The organism is Pseudomonas sp. BP8 (genome assembly GCF_017875955.1).
Lineage (GTDB): Bacteria > Pseudomonadota > Gammaproteobacteria > Pseudomonadales > Pseudomonadaceae > Aquipseudomonas.
Genome location: NZ_JAGINK010000001.1, coordinates 2,900,786 through 2,919,192, shown reverse-complemented (window position 1 = coordinate 2,919,192; position 18,407 = coordinate 2,900,786). Strand labels below are relative to the sequence as shown.

General features: G+C 60.8%; 17 protein-coding genes. 12 read left to right on the top strand and 5 right to left on the bottom strand.

Annotation, left to right across the window (positions count from 1 at the left end; genetic code table 11):
* Positions 1-393 precede the first annotated feature (393 nt).
* On the top strand, positions 394-1,005 hold the full coding sequence (locus tag J3B00_RS26880; protein WP_209867855.1) for an alpha/beta fold hydrolase: 612 nt from the start codon (positions 394-396) through the stop codon (positions 1,003-1,005).
* Between the two features lie 59 nt (positions 1,006-1,064).
* Here J3B00_RS26880 and J3B00_RS12770 read toward each other — a convergent pair whose 3' ends face one another.
* Positions 1,065-1,976, bottom strand: coding sequence for a LysR family transcriptional regulator (locus tag J3B00_RS12770; RefSeq protein WP_209867854.1), 912 nt, complete (start codon positions 1,974-1,976; stop codon positions 1,065-1,067).
* Between the two features lie 160 nt (positions 1,977-2,136).
* Here J3B00_RS12770 and J3B00_RS12765 point away from each other — a divergent pair, with 160 nt between their 5' ends.
* Both J3B00_RS12765 and J3B00_RS12760 read left to right on the top strand, forming a co-directional pair.
* Positions 2,137-3,492, top strand: coding sequence for an MFS transporter (locus J3B00_RS12765; RefSeq protein ID WP_209867853.1), 1,356 nt, complete (start codon positions 2,137-2,139; stop codon positions 3,490-3,492).
* Between the two features lie 15 nt (positions 3,493-3,507).
* The gene (locus J3B00_RS12760; RefSeq protein ID WP_209867852.1) at positions 3,508-3,963 is read left to right on the top strand and encodes a type II 3-dehydroquinate dehydratase; all 456 of its coding nucleotides are present in this window, start codon (positions 3,508-3,510) and stop codon (positions 3,961-3,963) included.
* A gap of 111 nt (positions 3,964-4,074) precedes the next feature.
* On the opposite strand, the gene J3B00_RS12755 is transcribed toward J3B00_RS12760, so the two are convergent.
* Positions 4,075-4,944 carry a DMT family transporter gene (locus J3B00_RS12755; RefSeq protein ID WP_209867851.1) on the bottom strand — a complete coding sequence of 290 codons (870 nt, stop codon included), beginning with the start codon at positions 4,942-4,944 and terminating at the stop codon, positions 4,075-4,077.
* A 121-nt stretch (positions 4,945-5,065) separates the two neighbouring features.
* On the opposite strand from J3B00_RS12755, the gene J3B00_RS12750 reads away from it, so the two are divergent.
* Positions 5,066-6,448 (top strand): PLP-dependent aminotransferase family protein, encoded by a 1,383-nt coding sequence (locus J3B00_RS12750; RefSeq protein WP_209867850.1) that lies wholly within the window; start codon positions 5,066-5,068, stop codon positions 6,446-6,448.
* 108 nt (positions 6,449-6,556) lie between these two features.
* Here the strand turns inward: J3B00_RS12750 and J3B00_RS12745 are convergent, their stop codons facing one another.
* On the bottom strand, positions 6,557-7,261 hold the full coding sequence (locus J3B00_RS12745) for an SDR family oxidoreductase (RefSeq protein WP_209867849.1): 705 nt from the start codon (positions 7,259-7,261) through the stop codon (positions 6,557-6,559).
* Positions 7,262-7,360: 99 nt separating this feature from the next.
* Entirely contained in the window at positions 7,361-8,254 is an 894-nt protein-coding gene (locus tag J3B00_RS12740) for a LysR substrate-binding domain-containing protein (RefSeq protein WP_209867848.1), read from the bottom strand.
* A 312-nt stretch (positions 8,255-8,566) separates the two neighbouring features.
* On the opposite strand from J3B00_RS12740, the gene J3B00_RS12735 reads away from it, so the two are divergent.
* Both J3B00_RS12735 and J3B00_RS12730 read left to right on the top strand, forming a co-directional pair.
* Entirely contained in the window at positions 8,567-9,793 is a 1,227-nt protein-coding gene (locus J3B00_RS12735) for an MFS transporter (protein WP_209867847.1), read from the top strand.
* A gap of 260 nt (positions 9,794-10,053) precedes the next feature.
* Positions 10,054-10,398, top strand: a complete 345-nt coding sequence (locus tag J3B00_RS12730) for a hypothetical protein (protein WP_209867846.1) — start codon at positions 10,054-10,056, stop codon at positions 10,396-10,398.
* 27 nt (positions 10,399-10,425) lie between these two features.
* On the opposite strand, the gene J3B00_RS12725 is transcribed toward J3B00_RS12730, so the two are convergent.
* Positions 10,426-10,983: a TetR/AcrR family transcriptional regulator gene (locus J3B00_RS12725; protein WP_348635946.1), complete on the bottom strand. Its 558-nt coding sequence runs from the start codon at positions 10,981-10,983 to the stop codon at positions 10,426-10,428.
* 177 nt (positions 10,984-11,160) lie between these two features.
* On the opposite strand from J3B00_RS12725, the gene J3B00_RS12720 reads away from it, so the two are divergent.
* The 6 genes from J3B00_RS12720 to J3B00_RS12695 are packed head-to-tail and all read left to right on the top strand — an operon-like array spanning position 11,161 to position 18,343.
* Positions 11,161-12,954: an ABC transporter ATP-binding protein gene (locus J3B00_RS12720; protein ID WP_209867844.1), complete on the top strand. Its 1,794-nt coding sequence runs from the start codon at positions 11,161-11,163 to the stop codon at positions 12,952-12,954.
* A complete protein-coding gene (locus tag J3B00_RS12715) occupies positions 12,948-14,705 on the top strand; it encodes an ABC transporter ATP-binding protein (RefSeq protein WP_209867843.1) in 1,758 nt (585 codons plus the stop codon). The genes J3B00_RS12720 and J3B00_RS12715 overlap by 7 nt, the downstream gene beginning before the upstream one ends.
* Complete coding sequence (locus tag J3B00_RS12710) at positions 14,705-15,646, top strand: iron chelate uptake ABC transporter family permease subunit (RefSeq protein WP_209867842.1); 942 nt, start codon at positions 14,705-14,707, stop codon at positions 15,644-15,646. Before J3B00_RS12715 ends, J3B00_RS12710 begins: the two co-directional genes overlap by 1 nt.
* Complete coding sequence (locus J3B00_RS12705; protein WP_209867841.1) at positions 15,643-16,584, top strand: iron chelate uptake ABC transporter family permease subunit; 942 nt, start codon at positions 15,643-15,645, stop codon at positions 16,582-16,584. The genes J3B00_RS12710 and J3B00_RS12705 overlap by 4 nt, the downstream gene beginning before the upstream one ends.
* Positions 16,581-17,357 carry an ATP-binding cassette domain-containing protein gene (locus tag J3B00_RS12700; RefSeq protein WP_209867840.1) on the top strand — a complete coding sequence of 259 codons (777 nt, stop codon included), beginning with the start codon at positions 16,581-16,583 and terminating at the stop codon, positions 17,355-17,357. The genes J3B00_RS12705 and J3B00_RS12700 overlap by 4 nt, the downstream gene beginning before the upstream one ends.
* A complete protein-coding gene (locus J3B00_RS12695) occupies positions 17,354-18,343 on the top strand; it encodes a siderophore ABC transporter substrate-binding protein (RefSeq protein WP_209867839.1) in 990 nt (329 codons plus the stop codon). Before J3B00_RS12700 ends, J3B00_RS12695 begins: the two co-directional genes overlap by 4 nt.
* Positions 18,344-18,407 lie beyond the last annotated feature (64 nt).

Genomic DNA, 18,407 nt, shown 5'->3' with positions numbered 1-18,407 from the left:
TTGTTACCATTGCTGACCGGCAGCTTTGGGTTGAACGCGGCGTCTGCAAACGGCAGCTATCGACCCATAGCTGCCGCTGAACTGAGCAGTAATCTTGTATGAGTGGACTTGACCCGCTAACAGGCCGGCTCTGGAGAAGGAGTCCTCTGGCACGGGCTACGCCCGTGTTCGCGGGCAAGCCCGCTCCTACAGGATACGCGCCGCATTTAGGGGCTTTGTTCTCCTCGCGACAGCGTAGCCCGAATGGTTGGGCGATCACCTACAAAGATCATCGGCAGCTTTGAGTCGAAAGAGGCCGTTCACAACCGGCAGCTAGCGCGCCTAAGCGACCCTCATTTGCACATAGCTGCGTGTAGCCTTAAGTTGCTACACCCCTGACTCAAGGACCGAGCCGTGACTACTTCCCCCGAAAAAATTCTTTTCCTTCCCGGTGCCTCCGGCAACACCCAGTTCTGGCACCCGGTCGCCGAAGCCCTCGAAACGTCAATTGCCGTTCAACACATGGGCTGGCCCGGTTTTGGCAATGCGCCCGCCAATCCCAACGTAACCGGCCTGGAGCATCTCGCCGCTCTCGCGATCGCAGAGATCGACAGGCCGGTGGCCTTGGTGGCGCAATCCATGGGCGGCGTCGTCGCGGTGCACATCGCGCTTGAGCGCCCTGACCTGGTCACTCACCTGGTCCTGGCCGTCACCTCGGGCGGCTTGAATCTCCCTGCTTTGGGCGCCATGGACTGGCGCGAGGCGTTCGAATCAGATAACCCGAACCTGCCACGCTGGTTCCTGGATGATCGCACCGACCTCTCCGCTCGCTTGCACGAACTGCAACTGCCGGTACTGCTGTTGTGGGGAGGCATGGACCCGATCAGCCCGATCTCGGTTGGCCAGCGGCTGGCACAACTGATACCCGCTGCCACGCTGGAAGTGTTCCCCGAGGCCGGCCATGACCTCGGTCACTCGCATGCCAAAGCCGTCGCGCGACTAATCGACCAGCACCTTGGCTTGTGACGGTGTACGCGCATTTTCCATGACGATCGGGATTCGATACCGGGTGGTGAAAAATGCCGTTATCGGTCAGCAAACTCGGGTAGACGCAACCCCCACCCATGAGCCTCTTCGATGAAGTGCAGCACTGCACTGGAGCGCTCATCAATTCGCGAAATCAGCGAAAGCTCACTGACCATTTCCGCGTGATCCAAGGGCACGATGCGTATGCCCGGCATGGTCAGGCGGGTCATGGTTTCGGGGACGATGCTCAGGCCGATGCCGGCGGCCACCAGACCGGGAATACTCATCAGCGACGGCACATACATGATGTTCTGCGGATGCAACTGGTTCTGCCGGCAAGCCTGGAGGGTATGGGAAGTCAGGCCAATGCCGGCGCTGTCCTGCAGGAATACGAACTTTTCATGGCGCAAGCTCGCCAGATCTGCGCTGAAGCTGTCGGCCAGTTCATGGTTGTCCGGGATTAGCAGGACGAGTCGGGACTGGCTGAAAGGGTGGGTGCGCAGGCGGTCCGGCAGGTGATCCTTGAACACCCTGGCAAATGCCAGGTCAAGTTTATGCTCGAGCAACATGTCGAACTGCGCACGAATACCGGCGTCGACCAACGACACTTTGACCTCGGGGAAGGTGCTGAAGTAATGCCGAAGCAATTGCGGCAAATTCGCTTCGAATAATGCCGAGTGGTAGCCGATGTTGATTTCCCCCACCTCCCCTCGCCTGGCACGCCGAGCCGCGGCTACTGCCAGTTCGCTGGACTCGATCGACTGCCGCGCGTGAGGCAGAAATGCCTCACCGGCAGCGGTCAATGCCACTGCGCGGTTTGCCCGGCGGAACAATACAAGCCCCAGCTCGGACTCAAGCGTTCGTATCAATTGACTGAGCGCCGGCTGCGCAATGCCCAAGTGCTCAGCCGCACGGCTGAAATGCTGCAGGTCAGCGGCGACGACAAAGGCTTTCAGGTGACGCAGTTCCATAATCGCTACCCATAAGGCCGGCTTATCGATTTATCGTAATTTCGATAATTATTCTGCAGACAGGATGCGTTAACGTCTACCTCGACTCAACGATTGCTTGGCATTCTCCAGGCAAGCGTATGGGTAATCCGACACCATAAGAACAATGACGAGCACCCTTATGAGCACAACCAGTCACGAGACTCAGGATTTGCGCATGCCTCGCAAAGCGGTGACCGCCGCGACCATTGGCACAGCCCTCGAATGGTTCGACTTCACCCTGTATGGCGCAATGTCCGCGACCATTTTGCCCAAGCTGTTTTTCCCGGCCATGGAGCCAACTGCAGGCCTGCTCGCTTCGCTGGCAACGTTCGGTGTCGGCCTGGCCGCGCGGCCATTGGGCGCGATTACCTGCGGTTATCTCGGTGACAGGCTCGGCCGCCGCAACTTGATGCTGGCCACCGTGAGCATGATGGGCCTGGCTTCGGTACTGATGGGGATGTTGCCCACCTACGCTCAGGTGGGTATCTGGGCGCCGATCCTGCTGGTGCTGTTACGCATCATCCAAGGCTTCGCCTTGGGCGGTGAGTCCACCGGCGCGCAATTAATGGCGCTGGAACACGCCACTCCGGACCGTCGCGGGCGTTATTCCGGCCTACTCGGCTTGTGCTCACCGCTCAGTCAGATACTGGCCAACGGCGTCTTGATGGGCCTGGCAGCAACGCTTTCAAGCGACCAGTTTGAAAGCTTTGGCTGGCGAATTCCCTTCCTGATGAGCTTCGTTCTGGTGGTTGTCGCGATCTTCATCCGCCTGAAAGTCGATGAAACACCGGCCTTCGTTGCCTTGAAAAAGAATCCGACCAAACAGGAAAAAAGCCCGCTCAAATCCGCGGTGAGCAGCCACTACAAAACCATCCTGCGCCTGATGTTGTTCTTCTGCTCCCCCGCTGCGCTTTTCTACCTGATCGTGATTTTCTCCCTCAGCTACCTGACCAAGCACTTGGGTTTCAGCCAGTCGACGGGGTTCATGTCACTGATGGTGGCTAACATGTGCGCGATTTTCGGTGCACTGGCCGGTGGTTATCTGTCCGATCGCTGGGGCCGCAAAAAGGCGCTGGCATTTGGTTCGTGCATGACGTTGCTGATCCTGTTCGTCTACTTCCCGATCCTTAATACGCTGAACGTTCCCGCCATCATGGCAATCATGGGGCTGTTCCTGGGCTTCACCCAATTCCAGAGCGGTATCCAGCCAGTGGCCTTCGCCGAAGCCTTTCCCACCGAGGTCCGTTACTCGGGCTCGGCACTGGCTTACACCGGCGCCAACCTGGTGATCGGTGGCCCGATGCCGATGATCGCCGTGTGGCTGATGAGCCAGTCGAACAACTCGCCATGGCCTTTGGTGACGCTGTGCGCAGTGATCAACCTGATCTCGCTGGCGATGATACTCATCGGCCGGGAAACCCGCGGCATCGACCTGAACGCCGTCGCTAACGATGACGCAGCCGAACCTCGCGCTACCACCCTATTTTCCAAATAACGCAGCAGGACGACCATGAACCGCACCGTCTTCATCCTCAACGGCCCTAACCTGAACATGCTGGGTCGTCGTGAGCCGCACATCTATGGCCACACCACACTCGAACAAATACGGCACTGCAGTGAGCGTCTGGCGCAAGAGCTTGACCTGATATGCGACTTTCGCCAAACCAACCACGAAGGCGTGATGGTCGACTGGATTCAAGAGGCGTTCGAGCAAGGCGCTGCAGTTATCATCAACCCGGCCGGCCTTTCCTTTCACTCGATTCCGGTGTTGGATGCATTGAAGTTACACGACGCGCCGCTGATTGAGCTGCACCTGTCGAACATCCATGCCCGGGACGAACTGCACCGTCACTCGATCATGTCTGGCGTGGCCAATTCTGTGATCTGCGGCATGGGCGCTGACGGGTATCCCCTCGCAATCCGGGCTATTGATGTGTTGCTGCGTCGTCAGGCAGCCAATAACTGACATCGCTTCGCCAGAACTACTTAACCCCACTCGCGAGAACCTTTCTCGATCGACAACAGACGCTCTGCCCAGAGCGTCTTATCGACTTCAGTGATGATCGCATCCGATCAACTACTGGGCGTATTTCTTGGCCCCGGCAACACAGATGACAGCACCCAGCGTCACCACAAGCATCATCCAGCTGACGTGCTCGTGCAGAAGCAACGCTGCCAGTCCAAGCCCCATGAACGGCTGAAAGAGTTGCAACTGGCCCACTGCCGCAATGCCACCCTGAACCAGCCCTCGGTACCAGAACACAAACCCAATCAGCATGCTGAACAATGAAACGTAGCCGAAGCTGAACCACGCAGGCGCACTTACCTTGGCGAAGGCATCAGGCGCCGGGAGATTAGTGATAGTCAGCAGCAGCATCAACGGCAACGCTACCAGCAATGCCCAACTGATCACCTGCCAGCCACCCAATGTTCGCGACAGGCGTGCCCCTTCTGCATAACCCAACCCACAAACAACTACCGCCGCCATCATCAGCAGGTCTCCTACCGCCGATGCCTCTCCTGCATTCATCAACGCATAGCCAACGACTATTCCGGCACCTATGAGCGAGAACACCCAGAACAGTGGCCGAGGTCGCTCACCACCCCGTAGAACGGCAAACCCTGCGGTGCAGAGTGGCAGGAGCCCGACAAAAACAATCGAATGAGCGGAAGTGACGTGCTGCAGGGCGAGTGCCGTGAGTAGCGGGAAACCGATGACGACGCCAAGCGCTGTTATAGCCAATGAAGACAAGTCACTGCGTTTAGGCCGAGGCTGGCGTAGCGCGAGCAAAAAAAGCGCGCCCAACAAGGCGGCAATCGTTGCCCTGGCACATGTCAAAAACGTAGGTTCGAATGCCGTCACTGCCACACGGGTTGCCGGCAGCGAGCCCGCGAAGATTGCGACGCCTATGAAGCCATTGATCCACCCGCTTGTAGATTTTTCCATCGCCACGTCCTCGACAAGTCAGGGTGCAGTACATCACTGACAGGCTCATCAAGGCCACGTACAATCCAATACAATTAAACCGAACTGTTATGCCTATGAATCCAGCACAGTTGAGGGTGCGATGAACCGCAACGGTACGCGAATCCGAAGTGTCATGGGTGAGATCCAATCCAGGATAGCCGCTCGAACCTACACGCCAGGTGCGCGAATTCCTTCAGTCCGCGCAATGGCTCAGACCATGCAAGTGTCGGTTTCAACCGTGCTTGAGGCCTATGAACGGTTAATGGCAGAGGGTGTACTCAGCTCTCGCCCTGCCTCCGGCTTTTACGTAGCGGGGCCTGTGGCGCCATTGGCACTGACCGAACTTGGCCCCAGACTTGACCGTGAAGTTGATCCGCTGTGGATCTCGCGCCAGTCCCTTGAAACCGCCAGCGATGCGTTGAAACCAGGGTGCGGGTGGCTTCCTGCATCCTGGATGTACGAGGCCGGCATGCGTAAAGCGCTTCGAATCGTTGCCCGTTCTGACACTGTGAAACTCACCGAGTACGCGTCACCGCTTGGGCATCCGCCCCTCAGGCAATTCTTGTCGCGACGACTGGCAGGCATGGGGATCGAAGCCCCTCTTGAGCAGATCATGCTCACTGAGTCCGGCACACACGCCATCGACCTGATTTGCCGTTTTCTGCTGGAGCCGGGAAACACTGTGTTGGTGGACGACCCGTGCTATTTCAACTTTCACGCACTATTGAAAGCGCATAGGGTGAAGGTTGTCGGCGTACCCTACACGGCGACAGGCCCAGACATCGAGGCGTTTGGCGCGGCCCTGCTCGAGCACGCTCCCCGGTTGTACATAACCAATTCCGGTATCCACAACCCTACCGGGGCCACTTTGTCTCCGGTCACCGCACATAGGCTGTTAAAGCTGGCCGACACCTCTAGCCTGGTGATTGTCGAGGACGACATTTTCGGGGATTTCGAGAATACTCCCGCGCCCCGACTGTCTGCCTTCGATGGCCTCTCTCGCGTCATTCAGATAGGCAGCTTTTCCAAAACTATCTCCGCTTCGATTCGATGCGGCTATATCGCGGCTCGTGGCGAATGGATCGAGAGCCTGGCCGACCTCAAAATTGCGACTACATTCGGCGGTGGACGCTTGGCTGCGGAGCTAATCCATCAATCCATTACTGATAGCGGATACCGAAAACACATGGAGAGTGTTCGCCTTCGGTTAGCCGAGGAAAGGGACAGAACGGTCGCCAGGCTTCACGCCATTAGTATCAAGCCTTGGATGATTCCCCAGGCAGGCATGTACGTCTGGTGCCAACTTCCTCAAGGCAAGGATGCAGCAACGCTGGCCAGGGCCTGTTTGAATGAAGGTGTCGTGCTAGCGCCCGGAAATGCGTTCAGCCAGTCCATGACTGCGGGAGATTTCCTCCGTTTCAACGTTGCTCAATCGGGTGACGGCAAAATCTACGAAGTGTTGAAACGGGCTCTGAGTGCTTAGTTGTGAGATCAACCGACATCGCTACCTAAGCAAGAAGAGGTCATGGCCGGCCTCGGGGAACACCTCCAGCGTGGTATCGGCTATAGCGCACACTGCGGCTATGAACGATCAAACGCTACGGGTCACACCGCCATCGACCTTAATGTTCTGGCCAGTGATGTAGGCAGCGCCTTCGCTGGCAAGAAACGCGATGGTGGCGGCAATCTCTTCGCTAGTGCCATAGCGCTTGAGCGGCACGCTGTCGCGGCGTTGCTCGGTGGCCGGCAGACTGTCGATCCAGCCGGGGAGAACATTGTTGACCCTGACGTTATCAGCGGCGAAATTGTCGGCGAAGATCTTGGTGAACGCGGCCAGCCCCGCTCGAAATACAGCAGAAGTGGGGAACAGCTCACTCGGCTCCAACGCCCAGGCGCTAGAAATGTTGATGATTACTCCGCCCTGCTGACGCTGCATGTAGGGCGTCACCAAGCGAGTCGGGCGAATGACATTGAGCAGGTAGGTGTCCATACCCTTGTTCCAGTCATCGTCGCTGATCTCCAGGATCGGCGCGCGCGGGCCGTGGCCGGCACTGTTGACCAAGACATCGATTCGGCCCCATTTCTCAACGACAGCGTCGACCAGGCGTTGCAGATCTTCAATAGACTGGTTGCTGCCGGTTACCCCGATCCCGCCCAGCTCGGCAGCCAACGCCTCGCCCTTGCCCGATGAGGACAAAATGCCAACCTTGAAGCCATCAGCGGCCAAGCGTCGTGCTGCTGCCGCGCCCATGCCGCTGCCGCCGGCCGTGATAATCGCAACTTTTTCTACTGACATACTGCCTCCAGATCTTGCAATGGTCACTACTAAGGTAAAGAAACCTTAGCAGTAGCCCGCAGGGTCAGGGAGACAGCCAAACTTTGCCATGACAGTAGCTTAACTATCGTCAACCTGATGCTTGAGCCAAGCTCGTACGACGTTTAACGTCTCTGGCTGCTGCACCTTTCGTGGCCAGACCAGATAAAACGACTTATCGAGCGCGAGTTGCTGAGCAAACACCTGCACCAGCCTGCCTGCGACGATGTCACTGTTAACAAACGCCAAACTCGCCAGTGCTATGCCCTGGCCATTGATGGCCGCCTCAATGGCCAATGAGGTCTGGTTGAATCGCAGGTTTCTGGCTGTTGGTTGAGCGTGCTGCGGGAACACGTGCGCAAGGAACTGAGGCCAGAAATCATGAGCATCGTGGAGCATGATGAAATCTTGCAACTGCTCGAAACTTACCGCTGTGGCGGCACCTTCAAATACCCCAGGGCTGGCCACTGCAACGATCCGCTGCTCCATCAACAGTTCGCTGTTCAAACCCGCGCCGAATTCCGGTTTGCCATAGCGGACAGCGATATCCACGCCATCGGTGCTGAAGTGGGAAAGTCGATCTGTTGCCAGCACACGCAAGTCGATGTCCGGATGACTCTGCGCCAAGCTGCCTAGTCTGGGAATGAGCCATTTCAAGGCAAAGGTGGGGGTGACGCTGATCGTCAGATGAGAAGCCTGTGGCCTCAGTACGCGAGTTGCCTCATCAATCATGGCAAATGCACTGCGAATGCTGCCGCTGTAGCCCAGGCCCGCATCGGTCAACGCCAAGCCCCGAGGAAGACGTTCAAACAAGCGCAGATCCAGACTCGCTTCAAGCCCTCGGATCTGCTGAGCCACTGCAGCTTGTGTCACGCCCAGTTCCTCGGCAGCTAAACGGAAGTTCAAGTGGCGGGCGACCACTTCAAAAACACGTAGCGCGTTAAGCGAGGGCAATTGAGGGAAACCGTCGGACATGGCAATGGACATTCTTGGGATGGTGAAATTTTTTATGTCTTTCTTTCGCCTGGATAAGCTCTATAGCCTGATCGGGCTCGAAAGATTCACTGTGCCGAGGCTACTCCCTGAGAATAACTAAAGAAACCCGCGCCAGTACAAAGCCAATGACCCCAGCAGACGCTCTGCCCAGCGCGTCTTATCGATCTCAGTGATGATTACTATCGAACGGCCTGCCTGTCGGGCCGCCAAGCCTGGCGCCTATAATCGCCTCCCGTTTCACCCCTCTCCTCCGCCTGCTTCAGGCGACATTCCCCCTTGGAACCGTGCACCATGCCAAGCGCCAGCCAGGCCCCTAGAGGCCTTCCCGAACATAATCAACAGAGCGTCAAACAGCAGTGGCTGGCGATTCTTTCGGTCGCCGTAGGGGCCTTTGCCCTGGTGACCAGTGAGTTTCTGCCAGTAGGCGTTCTCAACGATGTCGCCAGCGACCTCGGTATCAGTGCAGGCCACGCCGGCCTGATGGTGACCCTGCCCGGCATCATGGCCGCCCTCGCCGCCCCCTTGCTGTCAGTGGGCATTCGCGCGATGGACCGACGCTATCTGCTTATCAGCCTGACGCTGCTGATGATCATCGCCAACGTGGTCGTGGCCTATGCCAGCGACTTCAGCCTGCTGCTGTTCGGCCGTGTACTACTGGGCGTCAGTATCGGCGGTTTCTGGGCGACTGCCATTGCCCTCAGCGGGCGTCTGGCGCCCAAGGGCGTGGGTGTGGCCCAGGCCACCTCGATCATCATGGTCGGTGTGACCTTGGCCACTGTGCTGGGCGTGCCCGTGGGCACCTGGCTGAGTGGCCTGATGGGCTGGCGCATGACCTTTCTGGTAACCGCCTTGGTGGGCGTGCCGGTGCTGCTGGCGCAGATCTTCCTGCTGCCGCAGCTCAAGCCCGACAAGGCCATCCGCGTCAGCGACCTGCCGGCGTTGTTTATCAATCCACAGGCTCGTATTGGATTGATCGCGGTGCTGCTGATTGGCCTGGCGCACTTTGCCGCGTACACCTATGTGGCACCCTTCTTCAAACAAAGTGCTGGCTTTGATGGGCCGACCATTGGCTCACTGTTGCTGCTGTATGGTGTGGCCGGGGTACTGGGCAATATCTTTGCCGGGTTCGCCGCCAACCGAAGCGTTCGGCACACCTTGTTGCTGGTTGCCGTAATGATCGGTATCAGCACTGCTTTGTTCCCGCATTTCGCTACCAGCCTGACTGGCGCTGCGGTGCTGATCGCGCTCTGGGGCTTTGCTTTTGGTGCCTTCCCTGCCTGCGCCAGTATCTGGATGTTTATCGTGGCGCCCAAGGATGTCGAGCGCGGCATGCCGCTGTTCGTGGCGTTGTTCCAGGTGATCATTGCGCTGGGCTCGTTCTTCGGCGGGCAGATCGTCGACCAGCTTGGCACTTCGGTGCTGTTGAGTTTGGCCACGGCGTTGGTGGGCTGCGGTTTTGTGACGGTGTTGGTGCTGGGGCGCAACATCAGCAACAGGTTGGCGGCGCAACCCTGCTAAGGGCTGGGTCGTCTGGTTTGGGGCCGCTTTGCGGCCCTTTCGCGACACAAGGCCGCTCCCACAAGGGCGAACCGCGCCGCTCTCGAGGCATGCGCTATACCTGTGGGAGCGGCCTCGCCGGGGCGCCGGCATTGCTGGCCTCCGTGATGAAATCCGGAGGTAACAGACCTTGAAAGGGATGGTCATAACGGGGCTATCGTAATTGCCAGAGATAACTCAAGCATCCGTTCACGCGACGAGTACCTACCCAGGAGATGTCAATGCGCAGGCTGTGGAGAAAATACCTCGAGCTTCTTGAAGCAGACCTGAGCACAAAAATCTTCGACAACTTCAAGAACCTGCTGGTCTGCGCCCTGCTGTTCGCTGCCGGCACTGACGCCCTGCACGGCAATCAGCAGATCTTCCTCGGGCTATGGGCATCAAGCATGACCGGCTGGGGGCTGATCGTGGTCTCGGCGCTGCTGTTTCTGCTGAACGTCAGCGATACGCTGCATCGCCTTGCCAAACTGCCCTATCACATCGTGTTGCAGGTACTGCTGTGCCTGCTGTACCTGATCCTGGCATCGCGGGTGGTCGAGATCGTCTGGGGCTTCAGGGCTGAATAGGCCGTTGGCGACTGCGCTGCGCAGTACTCACAACTGTCCCGGACCGTGCGGCTGGTCAAGCAACACCAGGGCACCCACGATCAGCGCGCGCATGCCTTCGGATAACTCCTCTTCCAACTCCGACTCCTCCCCCGCCTGATCGGCGTCCAGCAAAGGTTCACGCCCGGCCACGGTGTACACCGTATCCGCCACTGCAAACCCGTGAAAGGCCACCGTGGACAACAGCCACCGCGACTGCTCAAGGGACAGGCCATACGCTTCTGCGATATGTGCCTGGTGACCCTGGATCTTGCCAATCATCGACTCGGTCGCCGCCAGCCTGCGGATCACGTAGGGCGTCAGCCCAGGGTGGGCCTTGACGAACGACTGCACCGACGCGGCAAAACTCAACAGGTACACCTGCAGGCCCTGCCGTGAGTCACCGCACGCCTGCGGAATTTCCCAGCGCTGAAAGATCTCCTCCGCCACCAGGCACTTGAGCGATTCGATGTTGGGCACGTGCTTGTACAGCGCCATGTGGCTCACCCCCAACGCAGCGGCCACACCAACGAACGTGAGGCTGGGCAAGCCGATGGCGATGCTCACGTCTGCGATCCGTTCACGGGTGATGGTGCGAGGGCGTCCGCGTCCAGCTGTTCGTTGTGGTGGTTGCATCGGGTACTCCAACTCTGTGAAGACAGTGTTGTAGCCGTCTTGTCTGCTTTTCGCAAATTAGTTTATAGTCATGCAACTAATTAATTCGCAGCGTGTCAGGCCCGTTACATGTCCGATTCATCATCGCCCCCACTCGACCCCGCACCGTCACAAAACAAGGCCCGCGGCCCCATCAGCCGTGTGCTCGCACCTGTGCGCAACAGCCTGATTGCCGCCACCGTGTTGGCAGCCCTGGGCGCCATGCTGACCCTGGTACCGCTGGCGGGCATTGCGCACATCGCGCGGCTGGCCGTGACCGGCACGAATTCACCCGACGCCATTGGCTGGACCGTGTTCGCCAGCGTGGTCAGCCTCTTGGTTGGCATGACCCTGATCAGCGCGGGCGAGCTGCTGGCGCACCTGGCAGACAATCGCATCACTCACCATCTGCGCCTGGCTATCGCCCAACGCGTGATGCAGGTGCCGCTGGGCTGGTTCACCGAGCGCGCCTCTGGCGAGGTCAAAAGGGCAATGCAGGATGACATCGGCACGCTGCACAGCCTGACCGCACACTTCTACACCACGCTGGGCCGCGCGGTGGGTGCTGTGCTGATTTCAGTGATCTACCTGGTAGCCACCGACTGGCGTCTGGCAGTGATCGCGTTACTGCCCTTCCCGGCGTTCTTCTTGTTTCTGCGCCGGGCGGTGAAGGCCAGCGCAGGGCACATGCCCGAGGTAGTGGCGGGCATGACCCGTATCGATAACGCGGTGGTCGAATTCATCCATGGCATGCCTCTGGTCAAGGCCTTCGGCGACCGAGGCAACGCGCAGGACCGCTACCGCGATGCGGTTGACGCCTTCGCCACTACCTTCGCCGGCTTTACCCGCCCGTTGGTGGCCTCAATGGCCAGGGCCAACGCGTTGATCGCGCCGGTGTCGGTGTTGGGCCTGGTGCTGCTGTCCGGCGTACTGTTCGTAGCAATGGGCTGGGCCGAACCGCTGCAGATACTGCCCTTCGCCCTGGTGACGCCTGGCCTGTGCGCACCGCTGCAACTGCTGCACTTCATTACCCACGACCTGAACAACGCCGTCGGCGCTGCCCAGCGGGTCGTGGCTCTGCTGGACACGCCTGTACTGCCGGTCGAGGTCTCGCAGCGCAAGCCACATGGCAACGAGGTACGCGCCGAGCAGCTCAGCTATGCCTATAGCCCCGGCAACTGCGTGCTCGACCATGTCAGTTTCACATTGGCACCAGGCACCACCACGGCCATCGTTGGCCCTTCGGGCGCCGGTAAATCGACCCTTGCTCGGCTACTGCTGCGTTTCTTCGACCCGGACGCCGGGCGCATCACCCTGGGCGGTGTCGACCTGCGGCACATCGACAGCCGCGACCTGTACCAGCGCATCGGTTTCGTGCTGCAGGAGGTGCGCCTGATCCATGCCAGCGTGGCCGACAACATCGCGCTGGGGCGGCCAAGCGCGACCCGTGCGCAAATCGAGGCGGCTGCCCGCCTGGCCAATATCCATTCACGCATCGCGCAACTGCCGCGCGGCTACGACTCGGTCATCGGTGAAGACGCGCAGCTGTCCGGTGGCGAACAGCAACGCCTGAGCATCGCCCGTGCAGTACTGCTCGACCCGCCGGTGTTGGTCCTCGACGAGGCCACTGCAGCGGTAGACGCCGAAAGCGAAGCGGCGATCCAGGACGCGCTTTCGCGCTTCGCCCACGGCCGCACCTTGCTGGTCATCGCCCATCGGCTGGAGACCGTGATGCACGCCGAGCAGATCCTGGTAATCGATGAAGGCGTCGTCTGCGAGCAAGGCCGCCACGCCGAATTACTCGCACGCGACGGTCTGTATGCCCGCCTGTGGGCCCAGGGTCGCTATCAGGACACCGTGAACAAGGCACTGCCCGCATGCTGATAACCTTCATTCGACTGCTGGGCGACAGCGCCCCGGTATTTCGCCGTTACCTGCTGTTGACCGTGCTGTATGGCGTGTTCAGCGGGCTTACCATCAGCGCGCTGGCGCCGATCCTGCTGCACCTGCTGAACGACAATGTGAGCGCCGCCGCTGCCTGGCTAGCGGCGCTGACCGTCGGCGTGGCCGTATGCTGGCTGTGCCGACGCCAGGTCGAACACGCTGGCGTAGCCGTGGCGGTAGCGGTGCTGCAAGGTGGGCGCCGGCATGTCGGCGAGCATGTAGCTCGATTGCCGCTGGGCTGGTTCACCCCCGACAACACCGCGCGGCTGGGGCACAGCATCACCCAGGGCATGATGGCCATTGCGCAACTGCCGGCCCATGTATTTACCCCGCTGGTCTGCGGCGTCACGGTGCCCTTGGTGCTGGTGGTGGCGCTCTTTGCCCTGCATGCGCCGCTGGCCGTGATCGCCCTGCTGGCGCTGCCGGTATTGGCCGCCGTGATGCTGCTCAGCGCACGCTTGGGCCGCCGCGCAGACCAGGCGTTTCACCAGCACTTTGCTCAAGCCAGCCAGCGCATGGTCGAGTTCGCCCAGGCCCAGTCGGTGCTGCGCGCCTTCAATGGCGCCGGCGGCGGTACGCGCCTGCTGGATCAGAGCCTGGAGCGCCAGCGCAACAGCGGCATGGGCCTGATCGTGCTGTCTTCGCTGTCGACACTGCTCAACAGCTGGGCGGTGCAGGCAACATTCGCCGCGTTACTGATTGGCGCGGGGCTGTGGATCAACAGCCACACAGGTGGCGAGCCTGAAGAGGTAGTCGCAGTCGTCGTCGCCCTGGCATTGATGTGTCGTTTCATCGACCCGCTTCAGGATGTCGCCAGCCATCTGGAGATCCTCCGTGGGGCGCATGGCCAGCTCAAGGAAATCGAGCGCATTCTGAGCGCCACGCCCCTGCCGGAACCGGCATCGGCCCAACGGCCAGCGGATGGCGCAATCGACCTGCACGGCGTGAGCCTGCGCTATGGCGACGCTGGCCCCTGCGTACTGCAAGCGGTAAACCTGCATTGCCCAGCCGGCAGCATGACGGCAGTCATCGGTGCATCGGGCGCCGGCAAGAGCTCCCTGCTGCGCCTGATCGCGCGGTTCTTCGACGCCAGCCAAGGCAGCGTGCAGATTGGCGGCGTGGATGTCCGCCAGATGACCACTGCCACCGTGACCGACACGGTCAGCCAGGTGCTGCAAGACACCTGGTTGTTCCAGGGCAGCATTGCCGACAACATCCGCATCGGCAAACCCGACGCCTGTGACCACGAGATTGTGCACGCGGCCCAGTTGGCCGGCCTGGCTGAGGTCATGCAGCGCCTGCCCCACGGTCTCGACACCAGCGTAGGTGAAGGCGGCGTGCGCCTTTCCGGTGGTGAGCGCCAGCGCGTGACCATTGCCCGCGCGCTGGTCAAGCAAGCGCCCATCCTCCTGATGGACGAAGCCACCGCCGCGCTGGATACCGAGAACCAGGCGGTGATTACCGAAACCCTGCACACCCTGCGAGGGCGCTGCACGCTGGTGGTGATCGCGCACCAGCTCAGCACCGTCGCCATGGCCGACCATGTCGTGGTGCTCGAAGCGGGCCAGATCGTCGAGCAAGGGTCACCTGCGGCACTGCGTGCCCAAGGTGGGCGTTATGCCGAGTTCCTCGCGCAGCGTCACGCTGCCAGCGGCTGGCGCCTGGCCGCGTCGAACGTGGATCACGACTGATGCGCTTGCCCTGGCTGATGCTGTTCATCCTGCTGTGCCTCGCCTCGCTGGCGGTTGGCGCCCGTGAGCTGGCATGGACGCAACTGCTCACCCTGCACAGCGACACCTGGCTGACCTTGACCGCCAGCCGCTTGCCGCGGCTGGCCGCGTTGATCCTGGTCGGCATCGGGCTGGCGGTCTGCGGGGTGATCCTGCAACAGATCGTCCGCAACCGGTTCGTCGAGCCCGCCACCTGCGGCGGGCTCGATGCCGCGAAACTCGGCATCCTGCTATCGCTGGGGCTGGCACCGGCGGCAGGCACACTGCTACGCATGCTGTTTGCCCTGGCCATGTGCTTCGCGGCCAGCCTGCTGTTCGTGGCCATCATTCGCCGTATCCGCGCCAAGAACGCGGTGCTGGTCCCCGTCATCGGCCTGATGTACGGCGGGGTCCTGAGTGCCCTGGCCGAGTTCTATGCCTATCGCTTCAACCTGCTGCAAAGCATGCAGGGCTGGTTGCTGGGCGACTTTTCCAAGGTGGTGCAGGGCCGCTACGAAATCATCTACGTGATCTTGCCGATCATCGTCCTTACCTATCTCTACGCACACCGTTTCACGGTGGTCGGCATGGGCGAAGGCATGGCCACCAGCCTCGGCCTGAACTACACCGCACACGTGGTACTGGGGCTGATATTGGTGGCAGTGACGGTGTCGGCCAGCGTGATCACGGTCGGTTCGATTCCCTTCGTCGGCCTGGTGGTGCCCAACCTGATAGCGCTCTGCTATGGCGACAACCTGCGCCGCACCCTGCCCCTCGTGGCGCTTGGCGGCGCCGCACTGCTGTTGGTCTGCGACCTGGTCGGGCGGCTGCTGATCTACCCCTTCGAAGTGCCTATCGGCCTTACTGCAGGCAGCCTGGGCGGCGTGATTTTCCTTGCCCTGATCATCTGGAGGCACCGATGAGAGGCCGCCACGTGACATGGCTGGCGGTGATCGTACTGGCCTTGCTGTTCGTGTTCGTCAACTCGGGGCTGGATTTCGCCTATGTGATCCCCAAGCGCCTGGCACGGCTGGCCGCCATGGTTATCGGCGGCGTGTGCGTGGCCTGCTCGGCGATTGCCTTTCAGACCCTCTCGGGCAACCGTATCCTCACCCCGGCGATCATGGGCTACGAGGCTGTGTACCTGCTGCTGCATGCGCTGCTGGTGTTGGCCATGGGCGTACAGGGCCTGCTGATACTCGGCAACGACGGCAACTTCCTGCTCTCGCTGCTGGTACTGCTCGGCTACTCGTGGGCACTGCACCGCTGGCTGTTTCGCGGCGCCAGCAGCAACGTGTTCTTCCTGCTGCTGGTCGGGCTGGTGCTGACAATGGTCATGGCAACCCTCACCCAGTTCGTGCAGCTCAAGGTCAGCCCGGGTGAATTCTCGATGCTGCAGGGCTACAGCCAGGCCTCGTTCAACCGAGCCTCGCCGCGACTGCTGCTGGCTTCGGCGGTGCTGGTAGCGGTGCTCTGTACCTTGCTGGCCCGCACCGCGCCGGTGCTCGACGTGTTGGCGCTAGGGCGCGACCAGGCAATCTCGCTGGGGGTGGATTATCGACGCAGCATGCACCTGCAACTGGCGATTATTGCCGCGCTGGTCACGGTTTCGACCAGCCTGCTCGGGCCCACCGCCTTCATGGGCGTGTTCGTTGCCAACATCACCTATGCCGTGGCGGGCACATTCAGGCACCGGGTCACGCTGGCCTTGGGCAGTGGCGTGGCGATCGGCGTGTTCATCAGCGCGCAGATGCTGGTCGAGCATGTCTTCAACTACAAGACCACGGTCGGGATTCTGGTGAACCTGGTGTGTGGCACCTACTTCCTCATGTTGATGGTACGTACCCGGGGAGCCGCATGATCAGCGTCCACGAGCTGCACAAAACCTACGGCAAAAAGGCCGTGCTGTCCGGCGTGAGCGTGAGCTTTGCCAGCAAGCAGCTGACCTCGCTAATCGGCCCCAACGGTGCCGGCAAGAGCACCCTGCTGATGACGCTGGCGCGCTTGCTCGATCCCAGCGCCGGCGAGATTCGACTGGACGGGCGCAGGATCAGTGAGATTGCCATCGGCGACTACGCCCGACGCGTTGCCACCCTGCGCCAATCTGTCGACTTCAACCTGCGCCTGACGGTCGACGAACTGGTCGCCTTTGGTCGCTTCCCCTATAGCCGTGGCGCCCTCACCGATGATGACCGCCAGGCCATTGACGAGGCGATCGCCTTTCTGTCCCTGGAACCGCTGCGCGAGGCGTACCTCGACGAGCTCAGCGGCGGCCAACGGCAAATGGCGTTTCTGGCCATGACCATCGCCCAGCAGACCGATTACCTGCTGCTCGATGAGCCGCTGAACAACCTCGACATGCACCACGCCGTGCAGATCATGCGAGCGCTACGCAGGCTGTGCGATGAGTTCGGACGCACCGTGGTGCTGGTGGTGCATGACATCAATTTCGCCGCCAGCTACTCCGACTGCATCGTCGCCATGAAAGACGGCCAGGTGCAATGCGCCGGTAGCGTGGACGAGGTAGTGACCACGCAACGGCTACAAGCGCTGTATGGGCTGCAGGTCGAGATCACCCATAGCCCCCGTGGCCGGCTGTGCAACTACTTCAACCCACCCGGAGAACAGCGATGAAACACCACCACCCCATCCGCTGCTGGCCAGTGACGCTGCTGTTGAGCGCCACGCTGACCCTGCACGGCTGCAACGAACCGTCGACCAGCACAGCGGCAACAGAAACACCGCCATCACAGGCCGGCTATGCGCCCGTCACCCTGCAGCACAAGCTGGGTACCACCGTTATTGGCCAGCTCCCACAGCGGACAGTCGCCCTCGACATGAACGAAGTCGACTTTCTCGATCAGCTGGGCGTAGCGGTAGCGGGCATGCCAAAGGATTTCGTGCCGCATTTCCTGGCGCGCTACAAGGATGCCGCGCTGACGGCGGATGTCGGCTCGATCGTGCAGCCGAATCTGGAACGCGTCCACGCGGCGCGACCAGACCTGATCCTGATGACCTCGCTGCAGGCTAACCACTATGCAGAATTAAGCGAAATGGCGCCTACCCTGCACTTCGATGTGGATTACCGCGACAGCGAAGCCGGCCATGTCGAGGTGGTCAAGCAGCACCTGATCAGCCTGGGGCAAGTCTTCGGCAAGCAGGCACTGGCCCAGCAGAAAGTCGCCGAGCTGCAAGCCAAGCTTGATCAAGCGCGCGCCATTACTCGCGACCGCGCCGAGCGCGCCCTTGTGGTACTGCATAACAACGGCGCCTTCAGCGCCTTCGGTGTGCAATCGCGCTACGGCTTCATCTTCAACGACCTCGGCGTCAAGCCGGCGACCACGATGCTGGATACCGGCCTGCATGGCCAGCCCATCTCCAGCGAGTTCATTCAGCAGGCCAACCCGGACATTCTCTATGTGGTGGACCGCACGGCCGTCATGGAGCAGCGCCCGCTGATGTCTGCAGAAACCCTCGGCAACCCGCTGCTGCGCCAGACCAACGCCTGGAAAAACGGCCGTGTGGTGTTCGTCGATCCCGAGGCCTGGTACGTGACCGCGGCCAGCCCAACGTCCCTGGCGTTGATCGCGGACGACGTCATCAGGGGCTATCAAGACTGAGGCCCGCGCGGCGCAGCCGCTCACAAGTACGTTAGCGGGTGATTCTCGTTCGCCTTTCGTCTTC

Bases quoted from the DNA above. Each gene is read 5' to 3' on its own strand.
- J3B00_RS12705 (WP_209867841.1), top strand. From the start codon at position 15,643: ATGAGAGGCCGCCACGTGACATGGCTGGCGGTGATCGTACTGGCCTTG.
- J3B00_RS12700 (WP_209867840.1), top strand. From the start codon at position 16,581: ATGATCAGCGTCCACGAGCTGCACAAAACCTACGGCAAAAAGGCCGTG.
- J3B00_RS12735 (WP_209867847.1), top strand. From the start codon at position 8,567: ATGCCAAGCGCCAGCCAGGCCCCTAGAGGCCTTCCCGAACATAATCAA.
- J3B00_RS12695 (WP_209867839.1), top strand. From the start codon at position 17,354: ATGAAACACCACCACCCCATCCGCTGCTGGCCAGTGACGCTGCTGTTG.
- J3B00_RS12745 (WP_209867849.1), bottom strand. From the start codon at position 7,261: ATGTCAGTAGAAAAAGTTGCGATTATCACGGCCGGCGGCAGCGGCATG.
- J3B00_RS12755 (WP_209867851.1), bottom strand. From the start codon at position 4,944: ATGGAAAAATCTACAAGCGGGTGGATCAATGGCTTCATAGGCGTCGCA.
- J3B00_RS12760 (WP_209867852.1), top strand. From the start codon at position 3,508: ATGAACCGCACCGTCTTCATCCTCAACGGCCCTAACCTGAACATGCTG.
- J3B00_RS12720 (WP_209867844.1), top strand. From the start codon at position 11,161: ATGTCCGATTCATCATCGCCCCCACTCGACCCCGCACCGTCACAAAAC.
- J3B00_RS12765 (WP_209867853.1), top strand. From the start codon at position 2,137: ATGAGCACAACCAGTCACGAGACTCAGGATTTGCGCATGCCTCGCAAA.
- J3B00_RS12710 (WP_209867842.1), top strand. From the start codon at position 14,705: ATGCGCTTGCCCTGGCTGATGCTGTTCATCCTGCTGTGCCTCGCCTCG.
- J3B00_RS12715 (WP_209867843.1), top strand. From the start codon at position 12,948: ATGCTGATAACCTTCATTCGACTGCTGGGCGACAGCGCCCCGGTATTT.
- J3B00_RS12750 (WP_209867850.1), top strand. From the start codon at position 5,066: ATGAACCGCAACGGTACGCGAATCCGAAGTGTCATGGGTGAGATCCAA.
- J3B00_RS12740 (WP_209867848.1), bottom strand. From the start codon at position 8,254: ATGTCCGACGGTTTCCCTCAATTGCCCTCGCTTAACGCGCTACGTGTT.
- J3B00_RS12730 (WP_209867846.1), top strand. From the start codon at position 10,054: ATGCGCAGGCTGTGGAGAAAATACCTCGAGCTTCTTGAAGCAGACCTG.
- J3B00_RS12770 (WP_209867854.1), bottom strand. From the start codon at position 1,976: ATGGAACTGCGTCACCTGAAAGCCTTTGTCGTCGCCGCTGACCTGCAG.